A 16,645-nucleotide genomic window follows, 5' to 3' on the forward strand; every position below is an offset into this window, starting at 1 on the left:
GATTCAAAACGTGCTACCAGCGGTTTTTTTCACGGTGTTTGAGACGTACCACCATCTCTTTGGGTAGCGACTGGGTCAGTGACTCACCCAACTTTTCTGCGATATACACAGAGCGGTGTTTGCCCCCAGTACAGCCGATAGCGATGGTCACGGTATGGCGATTGTTGTGCAAAAAAGGCGGTAACCATTTTTTAAAAAAAGCGATAATATCATTCGCCATGTCATCTACTTCGCTGTAGTCAGCAAAAAATGCTTTGACCCCATCATCTAGCCCTGTCTGGTTGCGCAGTTCAATCTTCCAATGCGGGTTTGGTAGGGTGCGCACATCAAAGATAAAATCAGCATCAATCGGTGCCCCATATTTAAACCCAAAGGATAAAATATTGACGGTTACCGCATTATCCACGCCCAAGTGATCGCGGATGACTTCTTTGAGTTGGTGGATATTAAGCAGGCTGGTGTCAATTTTGATATCAGCGCGAATAGCAATGGGCTCTAAGATATCGATTTCTTTTTTGATGGCATTGGGTAGATTGCCCGACACCGCCATTAACGGATGGACACGGCGCGTGGCGTCAAATCGTGCCACCAGGACGCTTTCTTGGGCAGTCACATACAGTATTTTAATCGCCGGTTTGCTATAAGTCTCTATAAGCTTATGATAGACCTCGGCAAACCGCGATAAGTCCGCTTGTGGCGAGCGTACATCGATACCAATAGCGATTTTATAAATTTGGCTGTCATGTACAAGTTTATCAATGGCGCTAGGGACTAGCGAGAGTGGCAAATTATCAATGGGATAATAGCCAAAGTCTTCCATAATATTGAGAACCGATGTCTTACCCGAGCCTGAACGTCCTGAAACAATGATAACTTGTAGCGTTGACATAGTTAATCCTTCACAGATGCGGTGGTAGGTTGTCGATTAAAATCGCTAGCCGATGGCTGATTCATTTCCTGATTCATTTCCCGACTAAACTCTAGGTTATCTAAAAGCCGTGTTTTCTTGCCCAAAAAAGCAGCGGTCAAAATTACCAAGTCTTTATCAGTGGGTTTCGGCGGTTGCAACAAGCGATTTTTAACTGCCAAATAATCCACTTTAAAGCCTGAATCAGCCACCGTCACGCGATTTAACTTATCGATTGCGCTGGCAATAATCTGGTCAAAATCGGCAAAATTGGCAGTTTTTAACTCACTGGCAAGCTGTTGCAAGCTTTTTTGCAAGGTGGGGGCAAGTTGGCGTTCTGCTTCGCTTAGGTATTGATTGCGAGACGATAATGCCAACCCGTCATCAGCCCGCACGATATCCACCCCGACAATCTCAATCGGGAAATTGAGCTCAGCGACCAACTGGCGGATAATGGCAAGCTGTTGATAGTCTTTTTTGCCAAAAATAGCGATGTCAGGTTGGACGATATTAAACAGTTTGCTCACCACCAAGCCGACACCATCAAAGTGGGTGGGGCGAGTGTTGGCACACAAGATTCTGCTAATATCGCCTGACAGCACTTGCACGTTGTTAGGGTAGGTCGGGTACATTTCTTCCACGCTTGGGGCAAACACAAAATTTGCTCCTGCCTCGGTAAGTTTTGCCACATCGGCCTCTAGCGTGCGTGGGTAGGTATCAAAGTCTTCACCCACACCAAATTGGGTTGGGTTAACAAACACACTGACCACCACGATATCGGCAAGTTCTTTGGCTTTTTTGACGAGGGTCACGTGACCGCTGTGCAAATTACCCATCGTGGGGACCAGCGCTATCTTTGGCGCGGCCGCTTGATGGCGTAAAGGTTTTAAGGTGTCACGTAATGCGCTGATGGTATGAAATACTTGCATTTTTTTGCCTTTATGATCACTAAAAACTATGGGCTGGCGTTGGGAACGTACGGTCTTTGACCGCTTTATGATAGGCTTTAAACGCTCCGGTGATATCTTTGGTTTCGTTATGCTCGTCGGTCAAAAAGTCTTTGACAAACTTGGCAGGTTTACGGGTATATACCCCAAGCATATCGTGCATGACCAGCACTTGACCATCACACTCCACGCCTGCGCCAATACCAATCACTGGCACGGGGAAAGTGTCACGCACTTTTTTGGCAAGCTCAGCAGGGACGCATTCGAGCAGTAAAATGGCGGCGCCTGCTTCTACCACTGCTTGACAGTCAGCCATAAGTTTTTCTGCTTGGGCATCGGTTTTGCCTTGTACTTTGTAGCCACCAAACACATTCACGGATTGCGGCGTCAAGCCTAGATGCACACAGGTCGGCACGCCGTTGTTGGCAAGCACCGACACGATTTCGGCAAGCTCGGCACCGCCTTCGATTTTGACCACATGCGCACCGGCTTGCATCACCGCTTGGCTGGCATCGAGTGCGCGCTCAAGCGTGGCAACGCTCATAAAAGGTAAATCACATAAAATCAGTGCATGACTGTTGGCACGAGCCACGTTTTGGGTATGATACACCATGTCTGCGATGGTCACCGGCAAGGTTGAGGTTTGTCCTTGTACCACCATGCCAAGGCTATCGCCAATCAAAATCGTATCAATCGCTGCAACTTGCATAGCTGCTGCAAAACTGGCGTCATAACATGTCAAACACGAGAACGTCTCGCCATTGGCTTTGAGTTTGTTTAAGGTGGACAAAGTCACAGGTAATTTAGGCTTGGTCGTCGCTGCGGCAGATGTTGACTCAGTTGTTGAATCAGGGTTAGATTCTAGGTTGCTAACGTAGCTCATGCGGTTTCCTTTAAAAAAGCAAGGTTAAAAGAATCAAGGGTAAAAGAAGTAAAGCTAAAAGAAGCAAGGGCAAAAGAAACAGGCAAAAACAAGAAAAACAAAAAACGTTACTTTATCAATGGTTTAATTTTTTGCGATTTCAAATCCATCGCACCAATAATTTGTTAATTTTTATAAAAATCCATGCTAACTGATATGGGTTAAACTACGGTCAATTTTTCCAAGCCCTGCCACTGTTGACTGGTCGGTAAGTCTGCCAATTTTTGCCCATTTACCATAAGGGTCGGGTCAAGCTCTAGCATCGGAATCAGCACAAAATTACGCGCAAATAAACCCTCATGTGGCACGGTTAAACGTGCATGGTTGATTGTGTCATCGCCATACAACAGTACATCGACATCCAAACTACGTTCACCCCAGTGGCGCAAACGTGTGCGCTTGGCAGCGCTCTCCAAACTTTGGCAAAAATCCAATAAGGCTAAGGGCGCCAAATCGGTATCAACTTTTACCACGGCATTAAAAAAATCGGGCTGGTCGGTGACCCCAAAGGCTTTGGATTGATACAGTGATGATGCTGTAACATTGGCAAAGTGCGGTGATGCGTAAAACGCCACAATAGCATTGGCAATATGCTGCTTTGGCGTACCAAGCGCGTTTGCGATATTGCCACCCAAACCGATATAGCACGTAATCATGGTTGATGACCGTCGATTTTGACCGCGCGTTTGCGGGTGCGTTTTGGCGCTACCGGTGCCTCGTCCTTCGTCACCGCTTCTGCTGAGATTTTGCTATCAGCAACCGCTTTTTTACGCGTTCGTGGCGCTCGCTTTGGCTTTGGCTGTACCACGCCATTGTCAATCATTGATTCATTGGGTGCCGAGTGCTTGACGGTGTCAGTGTCAGTGCGAATGTCAGTACCAATATCAGTATTGGCATGAGTATGAGTCACCGCCTGATTGTCGGTGCTTTGTCTGACGGGCGTTGGGCTGACAGGTTCGCCACGCAAATCAATAGCAGATGTTGTGATATCCGCTTGCTGGCGTTGCTCCAAAATCGACCAGTTTGAGCTGGGGGTGCGTCGCGCACGTTTGGCAGGTACACTGGCTGCCGATAAATAGGCTTTGTCGCGTTTGCGTGAGCGACTTAGTTGTGAATTATTTGGGTGTGAATCATTTGGGTGTGAACTATTTGGGTGTGAACTATTTGGGCGTGCACTTGTCTCAGCATAAGCTGATACCGAATCAGGAACTATCGGCTGGTAAGGGTGGTCATGGTTTTTTGGCGCTATGATTGGCGCTACGATAAGTGACTTAGCGGGTGCTGAGTTGGTGTGGCTGGCAAGCGATAACTGCTGCAGCTGGGCTTTTTCAAGTTGCTGCTGCTGTGTTAGTTTGTGCGCTTTGCTAGATAGCGCGGTATCTTGCAGCAGTTCATGCTCGATTTGGCTATTTGCTGCCAATAGCAAACCACGTCGTTCGCGGCGGCGCTTTCCATGACTCAAATCGCTACCCATGTCTGCCTCATTATCACGCACCGCATCGCTAGTTTGGTAAGCAACACTGTCGTCCTCAAAACTGGTTTGATTGACAATATTCGCAAAGCGCAAACGCACCGATTCAAGGTCAAACTCATCAATCGCTTGTTGCTGCTGTTTGGCACCTAGGGTTTGAAACCACGCCCACCAATGTCCCATGCCGTTGGTGCTTTCATCATCAAGCGTAATGGGCACGCCATGCTGTTTGGCAAGCGCTTGGTTTTTGGCTTCCACTTGCTCACGCATCATCAAAAAGTCATAGGCAGCCCGAAAACGTGGGTTTTCAAACAGCTTTTGCAGATTTTTTTTGCGCGGCTGGGCAAGTCTTGGCTGCATGAGCCAAATATCTTTAATAAATTGCTCGGCAAACTTGGGCATGGCCGTGTGCTGGCGCTGCTTATCCAACACTTTATTGGCGGCTTGGTTTTGCGCGTCGCTAAACGGTGTGTTCTTTTTAAACTTATCCAATAAATACAGATAGTTTTCCCACAAAATAGTCGCATAAAAGAACGCAGGGTTAATGCTTTTACCACTGCTTATGCGCCTATCGGTATTGATGGTGACTTGGTTGAGTAGCGGTGTTACAGTTGTCGGTGGATAAAACAACAACTGGGAAAACGCACCATAATCAAATAGCAGTGGTAACATCGGCACCAAATAGCCGCCTGTGAACATTTTTTGCGTTTCATCGTACAAACGGTGAGGGGATACTTGCGCCAATAATGCCCAGTTTTGCGCGTTGAATTGTTGGTTTAATGCATTGTCAAAATCAAACTGCAATTTTGCTTTAAAACGCAGCGCACGTAGCAGACGTACAGGGTCTTCTTCCACCCGTTTTTGGGTGTCGCCGAGCAGACGAATGGTGCGGTTTTCAATATCGTTGAGACCCCCACAAAAATCATAAACGATGTCGTCAAATGGCTGATAGTACAGGGCATTGATACTAAAATCGCGGCGCACCACATCTTGATAGATATCACCCCACACATTGTCACGCATAATCATGCCGTCTTCGGTGAGATGATTGTTGTCCTTAGGCGGCGCGCGAAAGGTGGCAACTTCAATCATATCGCGACCAGAATACACATGACACAGCTGAAAACGCCGTCCGATGATGCGGCAGCGTTTGCCAAATACTTCTTTGATTTGGTTGGGGGTGGCGTTGGTCACAGCATCAAAGTCTTTGGGCTTTAAGCCTAACAAGGCATCACGCACCCCACCACCGACGATATAGGCTTCAAAACCCGCCTGCGTCAGTGTGCTAATCACTTCTTTGATGGAGTTGGGTAAATCAGCTTTATTTAAGCCCAGTTTTTTGGCATCCCGGCGAGCCGACTGTCTATCTAAAACATAATCGGTTGCGGTATTGCCAGCAGCGGTTGCCGTACTAGGTGATTTGCGAGTTTTTTTTGCCATGTATAGTAACCAAAATCCATGAAAACGGCAGAAATTTATTAGCGGTTAGTGTACCAAATTTCTGCCTAACTAGGGATATTAATTCACGGTTACAAAAAATCCAGTGAACAAAAAATATTGTCTACTGAGTGATTATTTGTAGGACGTTAGCGCTACAGGATGAGATGGTTTGCTTTCTAGTACACAGTGTATAAAGCATGAGAATAGGCTTGTGATGATTGCCCATGCTTTATTGAGCTATCACTATTGGGTGATAATGCGGTGGCGATTTTTATCGACAGTCGCTTTGCCGATACCTTTGACGTTGGCTAGGTCATCCGCTGTGGCAAACGGCGCTATCATTTGCCGGTATAAAATAATTTGTTGGGCTTTTTTGGCGCCGATACCATCAAGCTGTGTAAGCTGTGCTTCACTGGCTGTATTGATATTAATCACTTTGGGTGAATTGGCAAGGACATTTGCAGAGGGTTTTGTGGTGCCACCGTTAGTCCCAGTCAAATTTGTCACTGCCAAAAAAGCCTGCTCGGGCGTCATGGTTGGGGTACAAATTGGTTGGGCATAAGCAATGCCACAGTAAACTACAAAAGCATTGGTAAGCAAAACGTTTTTTAACCATCGGCTAATCATTATTGAAACCTAAATCTTCTTGTATTGCTTTTTTGGTTTTTGCCAAGAATGGGGCTTGAGAAATAAACACAATAGACCACTGAAATGCGCCTTTTTGATTATATTCTTCCGCAATATAGTGATACTGATAATAACGCAAACTAAATGCCACGCTTAACCATATCATTAACATGGCAATAAAATACATTGGGTTTGGGGTTTTTCCCTTAAAATACTGATAAAAAATCAAAGCAGCCAATGCAAACAAGCTGAAAAACCAAAATACCGCCCCAATCCCCCAAACAACTATTTTCCCACTTGACATATAATGGACTTGGTATGATTGAGAAAAACTAAATCCGCTTAACACTAACATAAATAAAGCTAATGATACCATCAAAAAATTTGCGTGATTTGTTTGAGTGAGTATTTTGATAAATAGAAACAGAAATATAAAATTGGCATATATGGCTAATATTCCATAGTAACCTTTTATAAGGGCGAAAGGTGAGTAGATTGTCCCAAAAAGAACAACCGCAATTCCAGGCAAAATGCCCCCGCTCATAGTAGAAAAATCGATAGCGGGTAGTAGCAGTGAAAGCGAATAAGTCGCACCAATGAAGAATAGTAATAGGCTATACCTTTTTCCATTAGTGTTCAGATTTAATAATAGTGGCTTTAAGTCATTAAGGTTTGTCATGTTTTTCCTTTAACTTTGCCAAATCCCACAAGTTATCCATTTCTGCTAAGCTAGCAGTTTCAGGGGTTTTACCCATTTTAGCGAGCTCATCTTCAATAAAGCCAAAACGAGAGCGAAATTTATGCACGGTGGTCAAAGTTGCTTTTTCGCTATCAATGCCCAGTTTGCGGGCAATGTTGACTAGGGCAAAAAAACAATCCCCCAGTTCTTTTTCTAGCAGCGCTTTTTGCTCAGGCGTCGGTTTTTGACCATCGATTGGTAAGATTTCTTTGAGCTCTGCCACTTCTTCATCCAATTTGTCCACCGCACCCGACACCACATCCCAATCAAAACCGACTTTATTGGCAGTTTTTTGTAGTTCTTGCGCTTGCATTAGCGCTGAGCCTGCCTTGACCGCATCAAGGGTGCGGCGATGTTTTACCAGTTTACCCCGTTTGGCTTTTTCGGCATTTTCCAAGGCTTTGATTTCATCCCAGCGTTTTTTGACATCTTCATCGGTTTTTAGATTTTCTTTGTCGAACACATGCGGGTGACGGCGAATGAGTTTTTGTTGTAAGGTGAAAATCACCTCGCTGATATCAAACTGCTGCTGCTCTTGGTATAAACAAGCGTGAAAAACCACTTGTAACAGCACATCGCCAAGCTCACCCTTGATGTCGTCAATGTCGCCTGATTGTATGGCTTCGACGAGCTCATAGGTTTCTTCTAGGGCGTAGGGAATGAGGCTGTCGTTGGTTTGTTTTTTATCCCAAGGGCAGTCTTGGCGCAGTCGTGCCATTAAGGCAATGAGGTCAGCAAAATTGGAAGTCGGTTGCATCGTTATCTCTGAAGGGTGATTGATGGTAAATGGTGAAAAATTCACAATATAATTGACCTAGCTATTTTAGCGCATTTGACATGGCAATCTAAGCCTATTGGTAAGTATTTGCCTTGACAGTCTAGATGCCTAAAATACAGAGGCTTGAAATACAAATACCTAAAACACAAATACCTAAAACACAGGGGCTGCAAAATAATCGTTGTCATTGCTATGCCATTTTGTCAAACTATAGTGATATTGGCACAAACTTACCTAATTTAAAAATATAAGAAATATCAAGGCTGAAAATACGCGACGGTGTCGCTAATTTTTGCTGCGATTTGTAAGGTTTCATCACCCATGATTACAACCATCTTTGTCATTGGGGCAGGCTATGTCGGTCTGTCCAATGCTGTCTTATTAGCCCAGCCTAAACTTGCTAACCAAGTCACCTTGGTCGATATCGATGCCCAAAAAATTGCCCAATTACAACAGCAAAAGTCGCCGATTGACGATGCATTGATTGCGCAGTTCTTGGCAACCCAGTCACTGAATTTAGCGGCGCAGTTGGTGAGTGAGGCGGATTTTTCAACCGCAGATTTGGTGATTATTGCCACACCGACCAATTACGATGTCGCCACGGGCAAATTCGATACCTCATCGGTGGAAGCCAGTATCCAAACCGTACGCGCTCACAACGCACAAGTGCCGATTGTGATCAAATCGACTGTGCCGATTGGATTTACCCGTGACATGCAGGCAAAATTTGATACGCGTATTTTGTTTATGCCGGAGTTTTTGCGGGAAGGCAAAGCGTTATATGACAACCTGCATCCGTCACGTATTATCGTTGGCTGTGATATAAACCATGTGCCAGCGCTGCAAGATGTTTGCCACCAATTAATCACCCAATACCAAACTGCCAGCGAACAAACTGACACGCTAAGCCAAACATCACGCCAAACACCAAGCCAAATCATGCCGCCCACCGAGGCAGAGGCGGTCAAACTATTTGCCAATAGCTACCTTGCCACACGCATTGCATTTTTTAACGAGTTAGATAGCTTTGCCGAAAGCATGGGGCTTGATAGTGAGTCGATTATCACTGGTGTCAGCTTAGACCCGCGGATTGGCATGCATTACAACAACCCATCATTTGGGTATGGTGGCTATTGTCTACCCAAAGATACCCAACAGCTTAAAGCCAATTATGCAGGGATTCCTGCCAATGTGATTCATGCGGTGGTGGATGCCAACAATACCCGCAAACGCTTTATCGCGCGTCAAATTATCGCCAAGCAGCCTAATACCGTGGGGGTGTACCGATTGAGCATGAAAAAAGATGCCGATAACTTTAGAGACTCTGCGATTTTGGACATTATTGAACTGCTCAAACAACATGCCATTGATGTACAAATCTATGAGCCCAGTCTGTCGTCATCGCAGTTTATGGATTGTCCTGTAGTCAATGATTTAGCAAGTTTTTTGGAAACCAGCGACGTGATTGTCGCAAACCGATTACATCCCGAATTAGCGCACGTCGAGGCAAAAGTGTATAGCCGCGATGTGTTTGGTGATAGTTGATTATTGCTAGTAAATAACTGCTAGTAAATAATTGATTGTGAATAATTAACAGTTAATTGAATGACATTCTTAATTCTTAATCCCATGAGCCACGTATATGAATGATTTTTCTCCCATCACAATTTCGTCTTTTAAAGCCTATGACATCCGCGGTGAACTCGGTAAAAACCTTGACGAGGACATCGCCTACCGCATCGGACGTGCTTTCGCCCAATTTTTAAGTGAACCGCTATCAAATCAGCAAAAACCAGCGATTGTAATTGGCTGTGACATTCGCCCCAGTAGTGAAGCCCTGAAAAAAGCCACCATACAAGGCATACTAGATGCGGGCATCGATGTGATTGATTTGGGCATGACAGGCACTGAAGAGGTGTATTTTGCCACCAGCCATTATGGCGCGATTGGCGGTATTGAAGTGACCGCCAGTCACAACCCCATCAATTATAACGGGCTAAAATTGGTGCGTGAACAGTCCAAACCCATTAGCGCGGACACCGGCTTGGCAGACATTCAACAAATCGCAGAAAAAGGCGCGTTCAAAGCGGCAGCCAGTAAAGGCGAGTATCAGTTAAAAGCAGACAAAACCGCCTATATCGACCATCTGATAAGCTATATTGACGTCAACGCGTTACGGCCTTTGACAGTGGTCGTCAACTGTGGCAACGGTAGTGCCGCGCCAACGATTGATTTGCTTGAGCAGCGTCTACAAGCTGCCAACGCGCCTATTAATTTTATCAAAATCAATCATGCGCCCGATGGCAGTTTTCCCAATGGTATTCCCAATCCCATGATTATTGCCAACCGTAAAGTGACAGCAGACAAGCTATTGGCGGAGAAAGCGGACTTAGCGATTGCGTTTGATGGCGATTTTGACCGCTGTTTTTTCTTTGATGAAAACGCTCGATTCTTGGAAGGCACCTATGTAGTGGGGGTGCTTGCCAAAGCTTTCTTGGATAAAAATCCTACCGAGGCGATTGTGTATGACCCGCGCAATATCTTAAATACCGAAAGCGTCATCGCGGCGGCCGGTGGCAAAGCGACCATCAGTAAGTCAGGGCATTCTTTTATCAAACAAGTCATGCGTGAAAACAACGCAGTGTATGGCGGTGAGATGTCTGCGCATCATTATTTTCGCGATTTTAACTACTGCGATAGTGGCATGATTCCTTGGTTATTGGTGATTGAGCTGTTATCAAAATCAGGCAAAACAGAAGCGCCAAAAAAACTGTCGCAACTGGTGGATGAGATGATTGCCGCGTTCCCAATCTCAGGTGAGATTAACTTTAAATTAGACGGTATCACTGCGCCCGCGGTGTTGGCAAAACTTGAAGATAATTACCAACAATTTGATAGCCAAACGGCGACCCTTGATAAACTCGATGGCTTGTCAGTCAATTTTCCACGCTGGCGCTTTAACGTCCGCGCTTCTAACACCGAGCCACTGATTCGTCTCAATGTCGAAGCCAGCGGTGATAAAACGCTATTGGATGAAAAAACCAAACAGCTAAAAAACTGGATTGTGGCACAAGGCGGTACGCCAGCCGACCACTAGGTTTTATTAACTACCATAAAAAAAGCCGCTCCTATAAAACAAGCCGTTTCAATGCTAATTCATTGAAACGGCTTTTTTACTATTTAAGCTAAACCATCTAGGCTAAAACCATTAAGCCTTAGCAAATGGCTGGCGGATTATTTACCGCCACGCTCAGCACGGGCTTTATTGATAAGATAGTTAACCACTTGTGGCACTTTACCATCCGCACCCTCAACAACGTATTTGCCATCAACGACAACCGCAGGTACCCCTGATAGTTGGAAGCGCTGCGCCGCATCTTTTGAACGTGCGATACGGGTATTTACTGCAAAAGAATTGTACAAGCTGTTAAATTTATTGATATCCACGCCTTTTGATGCGTACCATTGACCGATAGAGGCTTGGTCAAACAATTTTTGGCGGTCTTTTTGAATCGCGTCAAACATCGCTTGGTGGGTTTTACCTTGATAACCTAACAACTGTGCGGCATAAAAACCGCGCGCATTTTGTTCCCACACAGGGTTCATCGCAGCTGGCGTCTGCATAAACACCACATCAGCTGGCAATTTTTTTGCCCACTGTGCCATGTAAGGTTCTAATGTATAGCAGTGTGGGCAACCATACCAAAAAAATTCGCGAACAATGATTTTATTGCCTTCAATTTTCTCTGGGTTTGCCAGCACCTTATAGTCTTGACCCGCTACAAAATCTGCAGCTTGGGTTGATAAACTGGTCAAGCCGATAGCGGCGGCGATTGCGGTCATTGCTAATTTTTTCATGGTTGCCTCATTAACAGTCAAATCATAGGGTCTAGCACGGCTCATATCTTATAGTATCTTATAGAAAATCGCTTGCTAGCAGGGCTCAAAATACGAAAATACCTGCGCGTTATACTATCATAAATTAAGGAGCTGCCTAAGTGTAATACTTTGTAAACTAAAAAAAACTACACTGGTGAAAAAAATAAGCAATATGTTAATTAAATTTTCTAAATTACAAAGTATATTTTTTTAAGTTTAATTTATCAGTCGTACTTAAAGTTGGACAGTTATGGGTTTATGCAGCAATAAGCTATTTTACCCCACAAATTTATCCTACAATTTTACGCTATCAATCCGCCACATAAATTCTACAGCGCATGGGCTAAAAACTGTTAGAATAAGGCTATTTTTGATGGCAATTGTGGTTAGCAAGCAACTGTATTTCAAAAAACGCGATAACATGCTATTAAAGTAAGAAGTATCGCTATTAAAGTAAGAAGTATCGAATTAAAAAAATAGCGAAGTAAAAATCAAACGGAACTATCATCATGACACAACCGAACCTACAGCAAAACGTCGACTTACAAGAAGTACAAAAATTTACCGACCTTGCCAATGAATGGTGGGACAAAACAGGCGCGTTTGCCACCTTGCACCAAATCAATCCGCTACGCTTAAACTGGATTGAACAGCAAACCATCGCCCGCCAGCAATCAGGCTTAACAGGCAAAAAAGTGTTAGATGTCGGCTGTGGTGGTGGTATTTTGTCGCATAGCATGGCAGTGCGCGGCGCCACGGTGACGGGTATTGATTTGGGAGAAGCCAATATCAAGGCAGCACAAATCCATGCTACGCAGACCAACCAAGCGATTGATTTTGCTTGTGTTGCTGTAGAAGATTTTGCCAAAGCGCACGCTGGTGAGTTTGATGTGGTGACGTGTATGGAAATGCTCGAGCACGTGCCAGACCCGCAGTCCATTATCAATGCTTGTTTTACCCTGCTCAAACCCAATGGCGTATTGGTACTATCGACCATCAATCGCAACCCAAAATCCTACCTGTTTGCGGTGATTGGCGCTGAATATATCTTGCGCTTGTTGCCACGCGGCACACATGATTATGAAAAATTCATCACCCCAGCCGAGCTAGATCGCTTTGCCCAGCGTGCAGGCTGCAAACGTCAAGATTTAATTGGTTTACATTACAATCCACTTATCAAGCACTATTGGCTGGCACAAAATGTTGACGTTAACTACATGATGGCGGTATATAAGCCTCAGTAGTTGGCTTTACTTAAATATTAATCGTTGATTTGAGCAAAAAATGACTGAAAAATGCCAAGCCGTATTGTTTGACCTTGATGGTACCTTGATTGATACGGCACCTGATTTTATTCGGATTATTAAGGTGATGTGCGCCAAACACCAGCACCCAGCGCCCAGTGATACCGCCATTCGTGAGCAAGTTTCTGCAGGCGCCAGAGCGATGGTCAAGCTGATGTTTGGCGAGCTTGCCAATGTGACTGAGGATGACCCAACCTTGTTGGCTTATCGGCAAGAGTTTTTGGACACCTATGAGGCCGATATCTGTGTCGATAGTCGCTTGTTTGATGGGCTTGATTCGCTGCTAAAAAACTTGGAATCACGTGGTATTGTATGGGGCATTGTCACCAATAAGCCGCGTTATTTGGCGGAAAATTTGTTAGACAAGCTGCAGCTAACTGAGCGCTGTGCGGTTCTGGTATGCCCTGATGATGTCAAACACACCAAACCTGACCCAGAGCCCATGTATTTGGCAGTCGCGCGGTTGAACGAACAACTCGGGCGTCAGCTACAGCCTGAAAATTGTGTGTATGTCGGTGACCATATCCGTGACATTCAAGCGGGCAATGCGGCGAATATGCGCACGATTTTGGCAGCTTATGGCTACATTCCCCCTGAAGACCAAGCGGATTTGGGCAGTTGGGGTGCAGATAACATAATCCATAGCGTCGCTGAATTGACCGCTTTGCTGGGCGATTGGACGGATGCTTTAGCGGACACTTAAACAAGCAACTAGGCGCTTGATGCATAGACAAGGTGTTAACAATTTGCCCGATTTTTAGGGAATTTTTTAGCGAGCTTTTGAGAAAAATTTTGAGGAAACTATGACTTTAGCAACCCATGATGATATCCGTAACTTTATCCCACCTGCCGATTGTCTAAAAGGTAAAAATATTTTGGTCACAGGGGCAGGTGATGGCATCGGTAAAGCAGCCGCGCTAAGCTATGCAAAATATGGCGCGACCGTGCTACTACTCGGCAAAACCGCGAGCAAGCTTGAAGCTGTATATGACCTAATTGAAGCAGAAGGCGGTGCACAGCCTGCCATGTTACTGATGAATCTAGAGAGCGCCAGCTACACAGAAATGCAGCAATTGGCGATTTTGATTGAGCGTGAAGTCGGGCATTTAGACGGTGTTTTACACAATGCAGGGTTGCTCGGTGTATTAACCCCACTTGAGATGTATGACCCGATTATTTTTGAGCAAGTGATGAAAGTCAATTTTAATGCCACCTTTACCCTTACCCAAGCTTTGCTACCACTACTCAAATCTGCGCAAAGTGGCTCAGTGGTGTTTACCTCTAGCAGTGTAGGCAGCCGTCCACGCGCATTTTGGGGGGCGTATGCGCTGTCAAAATTGGCGGTAGAGGGGATGAGCGATATTTTCACCCAAGAAACCCAAAAAACCACCACCCTGCGCTTTAACTGCATCAATCCCGGTGCCACGCGTACCCAAATGAGGGCTGCTGCCTATCCGAGCGAAAACCCCAACACCTTGCTTGCGCCCGAAGACTTGATGAGTGCGTATGTTGCCTTGATGAGTGATGAGGCGGCAGGTATCAAAGGTCAGGTAATTGATTTACAGCCACAATAAAATGGCGCGATGATGGCTTTAATACGCTATTGAAATTTGACAAAATCACTACCATATTATAATTAACCTATTAAAATATAAGGAAAAATATGGCAAGTGGTTGGGCTGCAGATGGCGCAGAAAACGAGCAAATCGAAGCGACTATTAATGATGCGATTGCACGGGCAAAACGCGCATTGCCACAGGGTGAGAGTCTAACTCATTGCGAGGAGTGCGATGCCCCAATCCCCGAAGCACGGCGTCTTGCGATGCCAGGGGTGCACTTGTGCGTGCGCTGTCAACAATCGCTAGAACAGCATCAGCAAAAAGTCGAGCTATTTAATCGCCGTGGTAGTAAGGATAGCCAGTTGCGCTAAGCGTATTGGCTAATGCTACAGTTCATAACAATTACAGCTTATAAAAATTTTTCAAGCGGCAGGTGCGATAGCATCCATACTAGGGTACGCTGCCAAGGCTTGGTTTGTGGCTCTTCATCATACGTGACGGTTTGACCGTTCTCGAGCGTTGACCACTGAATGTTGTCATCTTTGAGCGACAAGGTGTAGCTAGTTGTTGGCAAGGCTTGCAAAAATTCATTGCGGATTTTGTTGGCAAGTACAGGGTGGGCGATGGCAACGCCAAGTTCGGTATTGGTCAATGCTGAACGTGGATCAAAGTTGAATGAGCCGATATACACCTTTTCACCATCGCTTTCAAACGTTTTGGCATGCAAGCTGGTTGCAGAGCTTCCCGTCAAATATGAATCACGCAGATTGTCTTTAATGGCATTGGGCTTGAGCTCATATAGCTTGACCCCAGCTTTGAGTAAGTCTTTGCGGTGTTTGGCATAGCCAGAATGCACAAGCTTGACATCGGTGGCGCTCATGGCATTGGTCAAAATATTCACCGCTACGCCTTTTTTTGCAAGGTTGATAAAGTAGTCTTTGCCTTGCTCCGTGGGTACAAAATACGCAGAGATTAAATTGAGTTCACGGCTGATTTTGCCTAAGCTTTGGTTGATGTCTAACCCTTGGGTATTGGCTTTGCTGCCCAGTTTGTCGGGATTGTCCGTCAATAGCTGCACGCTTGCCCAGTAGAGCGGCAATTTTTGTTGTTTGATTTGATTGACAAAGTCGATTGCCACCAAGCGCTTTAGATAGTCGTTTTTCAGCTTTAGCACAGGGTCGAGTTGTTGCGACGCAGGTTTATCGGCTTTTTGGGTTTTTGGAATAAACACTTGGTTTAGGGCGGATGCCTCAGGTTTTTTGACCAAATCGGTGATAGGAAAAGCCAGTTTATGGTTCCAATATTGGTCAAACGCTTGTGACATCTGCGGCACAATATGCCCAACCATCAGCACATCTAGGTCAGAAAATACCATCTCTTGGTTTAAAGAAAAATACTCATCTCCGATATTGCGCCCGCCTGTGATGGTGATTTGGCTATCAGCGGTGATGGATTTATTGTGCATACGATGATTGAGCCGCTCAAAATCGCCCACAAACCCTAGCCAGCGCCACGAGCGAAAACGGTTGGGGTTCATCAATCTTACTTCAATATTGGGGTGTTCATTAAGTACCCACAGCGTTGGGTCGAGACCACGAGTATTGTTATCATCTATCAATAATCGCACGCGCACACCGCGCTCTGCCGCTTCTTTGATGGCTTGAAACATTAGATTGCCAGTGATATCGTTATTCCAAATATAATACTGCACATCTAGCGTTTTTTCTGCGGTACTAATGAGCAGCATACGTGCGGCAAACGCATCCATGCCATCTGGCAAGGGATAAACGCCCGTTTTTTGTGGATTGCTTTTAACCAGCTCTGCGATGCCATCAGCCATGCTTTGCGAGCCAAATTGGCGAAAACGGCTGGAGGGCTCATCCGGTGGCATATCCGTTGCCACCGTTTTTTGATGGTCTTTGGTAATGACAGCGGTTTGATAGGTGCTGGATTTACCCGTGTTGGCAGGCAGGCGACCCCACCAGGCGATAAAAAACAAAATCGCCATACATACCAAAAACAGGCTGGCTAAAAAAATAAGACGACGTTTGAACAGGGGTCTTAGCATGATG

16 protein-coding genes are annotated in these 16,645 nt (G+C 45.4%); 6 read left to right on the forward strand and 10 right to left on the reverse strand.

Annotated features, from left to right (window positions below; all coding sequences use genetic code 11):
• Positions 1–13: 13 nt before the first annotated feature.
• From rapZ to mazG, 8 genes are all read right to left on the reverse strand, one after another.
• Positions 14–889, reverse strand: a complete 876-nt coding sequence (gene rapZ / locus AXE82_RS07550; protein ID WP_062333200.1) for an RNase adapter RapZ — start codon at positions 887–889, stop codon at positions 14–16.
• A 2-nt stretch (positions 890–891) separates the two neighbouring features.
• Positions 892–1,836, reverse strand: coding sequence for a pantoate--beta-alanine ligase (panC, locus tag AXE82_RS07555; protein ID WP_062333203.1), 945 nt, complete (start codon positions 1,834–1,836; stop codon positions 892–894).
• Between the two features lie 19 nt (positions 1,837–1,855).
• Positions 1,856–2,737 carry a 3-methyl-2-oxobutanoate hydroxymethyltransferase gene (gene panB / locus AXE82_RS07560; RefSeq protein WP_172460501.1) on the reverse strand — a complete coding sequence of 294 codons (882 nt, stop codon included), beginning with the start codon at positions 2,735–2,737 and terminating at the stop codon, positions 1,856–1,858.
• Between the two features lie 200 nt (positions 2,738–2,937).
• Positions 2,938–3,432 (reverse strand): 2-amino-4-hydroxy-6-hydroxymethyldihydropteridine diphosphokinase, encoded by a 495-nt coding sequence (gene folK, locus AXE82_RS07565; protein WP_062333206.1) that lies wholly within the window; start codon positions 3,430–3,432, stop codon positions 2,938–2,940.
• A complete protein-coding gene (gene pcnB / locus AXE82_RS07570) occupies positions 3,429–5,687 on the reverse strand; it encodes a polynucleotide adenylyltransferase PcnB (RefSeq protein ID WP_062333209.1) in 2,259 nt (752 codons plus the stop codon). Before pcnB ends, folK begins: the two co-directional genes overlap by 4 nt.
• Before the next feature lie 243 nt (positions 5,688–5,930).
• Positions 5,931–6,314, reverse strand: coding sequence for a ComEA family DNA-binding protein (locus AXE82_RS07575; RefSeq protein WP_062333212.1), 384 nt, complete (start codon positions 6,312–6,314; stop codon positions 5,931–5,933).
• Complete coding sequence (locus AXE82_RS07580) at positions 6,307–6,993, reverse strand: hypothetical protein (RefSeq protein ID WP_050325281.1); 687 nt, start codon at positions 6,991–6,993, stop codon at positions 6,307–6,309. Before AXE82_RS07580 ends, AXE82_RS07575 begins: the two co-directional genes overlap by 8 nt.
• Complete coding sequence (mazG, locus tag AXE82_RS07585; protein ID WP_062333215.1) at positions 6,980–7,810, reverse strand: nucleoside triphosphate pyrophosphohydrolase; 831 nt, start codon at positions 7,808–7,810, stop codon at positions 6,980–6,982. Before mazG ends, AXE82_RS07580 begins: the two co-directional genes overlap by 14 nt.
• A gap of 342 nt (positions 7,811–8,152) precedes the next feature.
• Here mazG and AXE82_RS07590 point away from each other — a divergent pair, with 342 nt between their 5' ends.
• Both AXE82_RS07590 and AXE82_RS07595 read left to right on the forward strand, forming a co-directional pair.
• Positions 8,153–9,376, forward strand: coding sequence for a nucleotide sugar dehydrogenase (locus AXE82_RS07590; protein WP_062333218.1), 1,224 nt, complete (start codon positions 8,153–8,155; stop codon positions 9,374–9,376).
• Between the two features lie 97 nt (positions 9,377–9,473).
• A complete protein-coding gene (locus AXE82_RS07595) occupies positions 9,474–10,928 on the forward strand; it encodes a phosphohexomutase domain-containing protein (protein WP_062333221.1) in 1,455 nt (484 codons plus the stop codon).
• A 137-nt stretch (positions 10,929–11,065) separates the two neighbouring features.
• Here the strand turns inward: AXE82_RS07595 and AXE82_RS07600 are convergent, their stop codons facing one another.
• Complete coding sequence (locus AXE82_RS07600) at positions 11,066–11,689, reverse strand: thiol:disulfide interchange protein DsbA/DsbL (RefSeq protein WP_062334868.1); 624 nt, start codon at positions 11,687–11,689, stop codon at positions 11,066–11,068.
• A 530-nt stretch (positions 11,690–12,219) separates the two neighbouring features.
• Between AXE82_RS07600 and ubiG the strand changes: the two genes are divergently transcribed.
• The 4 genes from ubiG (at position 12,220) to AXE82_RS07620 (ending at position 14,944) form a co-directional block, all read left to right on the forward strand.
• Entirely contained in the window at positions 12,220–12,954 is a 735-nt protein-coding gene (ubiG, locus tag AXE82_RS07605) for a bifunctional 2-polyprenyl-6-hydroxyphenol methylase/3-demethylubiquinol 3-O-methyltransferase UbiG (protein WP_062333224.1), read from the forward strand.
• A gap of 40 nt (positions 12,955–12,994) precedes the next feature.
• Entirely contained in the window at positions 12,995–13,717 is a 723-nt protein-coding gene (locus AXE82_RS07610) for an HAD family hydrolase (protein WP_062333227.1), read from the forward strand.
• A gap of 100 nt (positions 13,718–13,817) precedes the next feature.
• On the forward strand, positions 13,818–14,588 hold the full coding sequence (locus AXE82_RS07615) for a YciK family oxidoreductase (RefSeq protein ID WP_062333231.1): 771 nt from the start codon (positions 13,818–13,820) through the stop codon (positions 14,586–14,588).
• An 89-nt stretch (positions 14,589–14,677) separates the two neighbouring features.
• Positions 14,678–14,944 (forward strand): DksA/TraR family C4-type zinc finger protein, encoded by a 267-nt coding sequence (locus AXE82_RS07620; protein ID WP_062333234.1) that lies wholly within the window; start codon positions 14,678–14,680, stop codon positions 14,942–14,944.
• A 38-nt stretch (positions 14,945–14,982) separates the two neighbouring features.
• Here the strand turns inward: AXE82_RS07620 and AXE82_RS07625 are convergent, their stop codons facing one another.
• Complete coding sequence (locus AXE82_RS07625) at positions 14,983–16,641, reverse strand: phospholipase D family protein (RefSeq protein WP_147285572.1); 1,659 nt, start codon at positions 16,639–16,641, stop codon at positions 14,983–14,985.
• Positions 16,642–16,645 lie beyond the last annotated feature (4 nt).

This window comes from Moraxella osloensis, assembly GCF_001553955.1.
In the GTDB taxonomy this organism is placed as follows: Bacteria; Pseudomonadota; Gammaproteobacteria; order Pseudomonadales; family Moraxellaceae; genus Faucicola; species Faucicola osloensis.

Bases quoted from the DNA above. Each gene is read 5' to 3' on its own strand.
- pcnB (WP_062333209.1), bottom strand. From the start codon at position 5,687: ATGGCAAAAAAAACTCGCAAATCACCTAGTACGGCAACCGCTGCTGGC.
- AXE82_RS07620 (WP_062333234.1), top strand. From the start codon at position 14,678: ATGGCAAGTGGTTGGGCTGCAGATGGCGCAGAAAACGAGCAAATCGAA.
- AXE82_RS07590 (WP_062333218.1), top strand. From the start codon at position 8,153: ATGATTACAACCATCTTTGTCATTGGGGCAGGCTATGTCGGTCTGTCC.
- folK (WP_062333206.1), bottom strand. From the start codon at position 3,432: ATGATTACGTGCTATATCGGTTTGGGTGGCAATATCGCAAACGCGCTT.
- rapZ (WP_062333200.1), bottom strand. From the start codon at position 889: ATGTCAACGCTACAAGTTATCATTGTTTCAGGACGTTCAGGCTCGGGT.
- AXE82_RS07575 (WP_062333212.1), bottom strand. From the start codon at position 6,314: ATGATTAGCCGATGGTTAAAAAACGTTTTGCTTACCAATGCTTTTGTA.
- AXE82_RS07595 (WP_062333221.1), top strand. From the start codon at position 9,474: ATGAATGATTTTTCTCCCATCACAATTTCGTCTTTTAAAGCCTATGAC.
- mazG (WP_062333215.1), bottom strand. From the start codon at position 7,810: ATGCAACCGACTTCCAATTTTGCTGACCTCATTGCCTTAATGGCACGA.
- AXE82_RS07580 (WP_050325281.1), bottom strand. From the start codon at position 6,993: ATGACAAACCTTAATGACTTAAAGCCACTATTATTAAATCTGAACACT.
- panC (WP_062333203.1), bottom strand. From the start codon at position 1,836: ATGCAAGTATTTCATACCATCAGCGCATTACGTGACACCTTAAAACCT.
- AXE82_RS07625 (WP_147285572.1), bottom strand. From the start codon at position 16,641: ATGCTAAGACCCCTGTTCAAACGTCGTCTTATTTTTTTAGCCAGCCTG.
- AXE82_RS07610 (WP_062333227.1), top strand. From the start codon at position 12,995: ATGACTGAAAAATGCCAAGCCGTATTGTTTGACCTTGATGGTACCTTG.
- AXE82_RS07600 (WP_062334868.1), bottom strand. From the start codon at position 11,689: ATGAAAAAATTAGCAATGACCGCAATCGCCGCCGCTATCGGCTTGACC.
- AXE82_RS07615 (WP_062333231.1), top strand. From the start codon at position 13,818: ATGACTTTAGCAACCCATGATGATATCCGTAACTTTATCCCACCTGCC.
- ubiG (WP_062333224.1), top strand. From the start codon at position 12,220: ATGACACAACCGAACCTACAGCAAAACGTCGACTTACAAGAAGTACAA.
- panB (WP_172460501.1), bottom strand. From the start codon at position 2,737: ATGAGCTACGTTAGCAACCTAGAATCTAACCCTGATTCAACAACTGAG.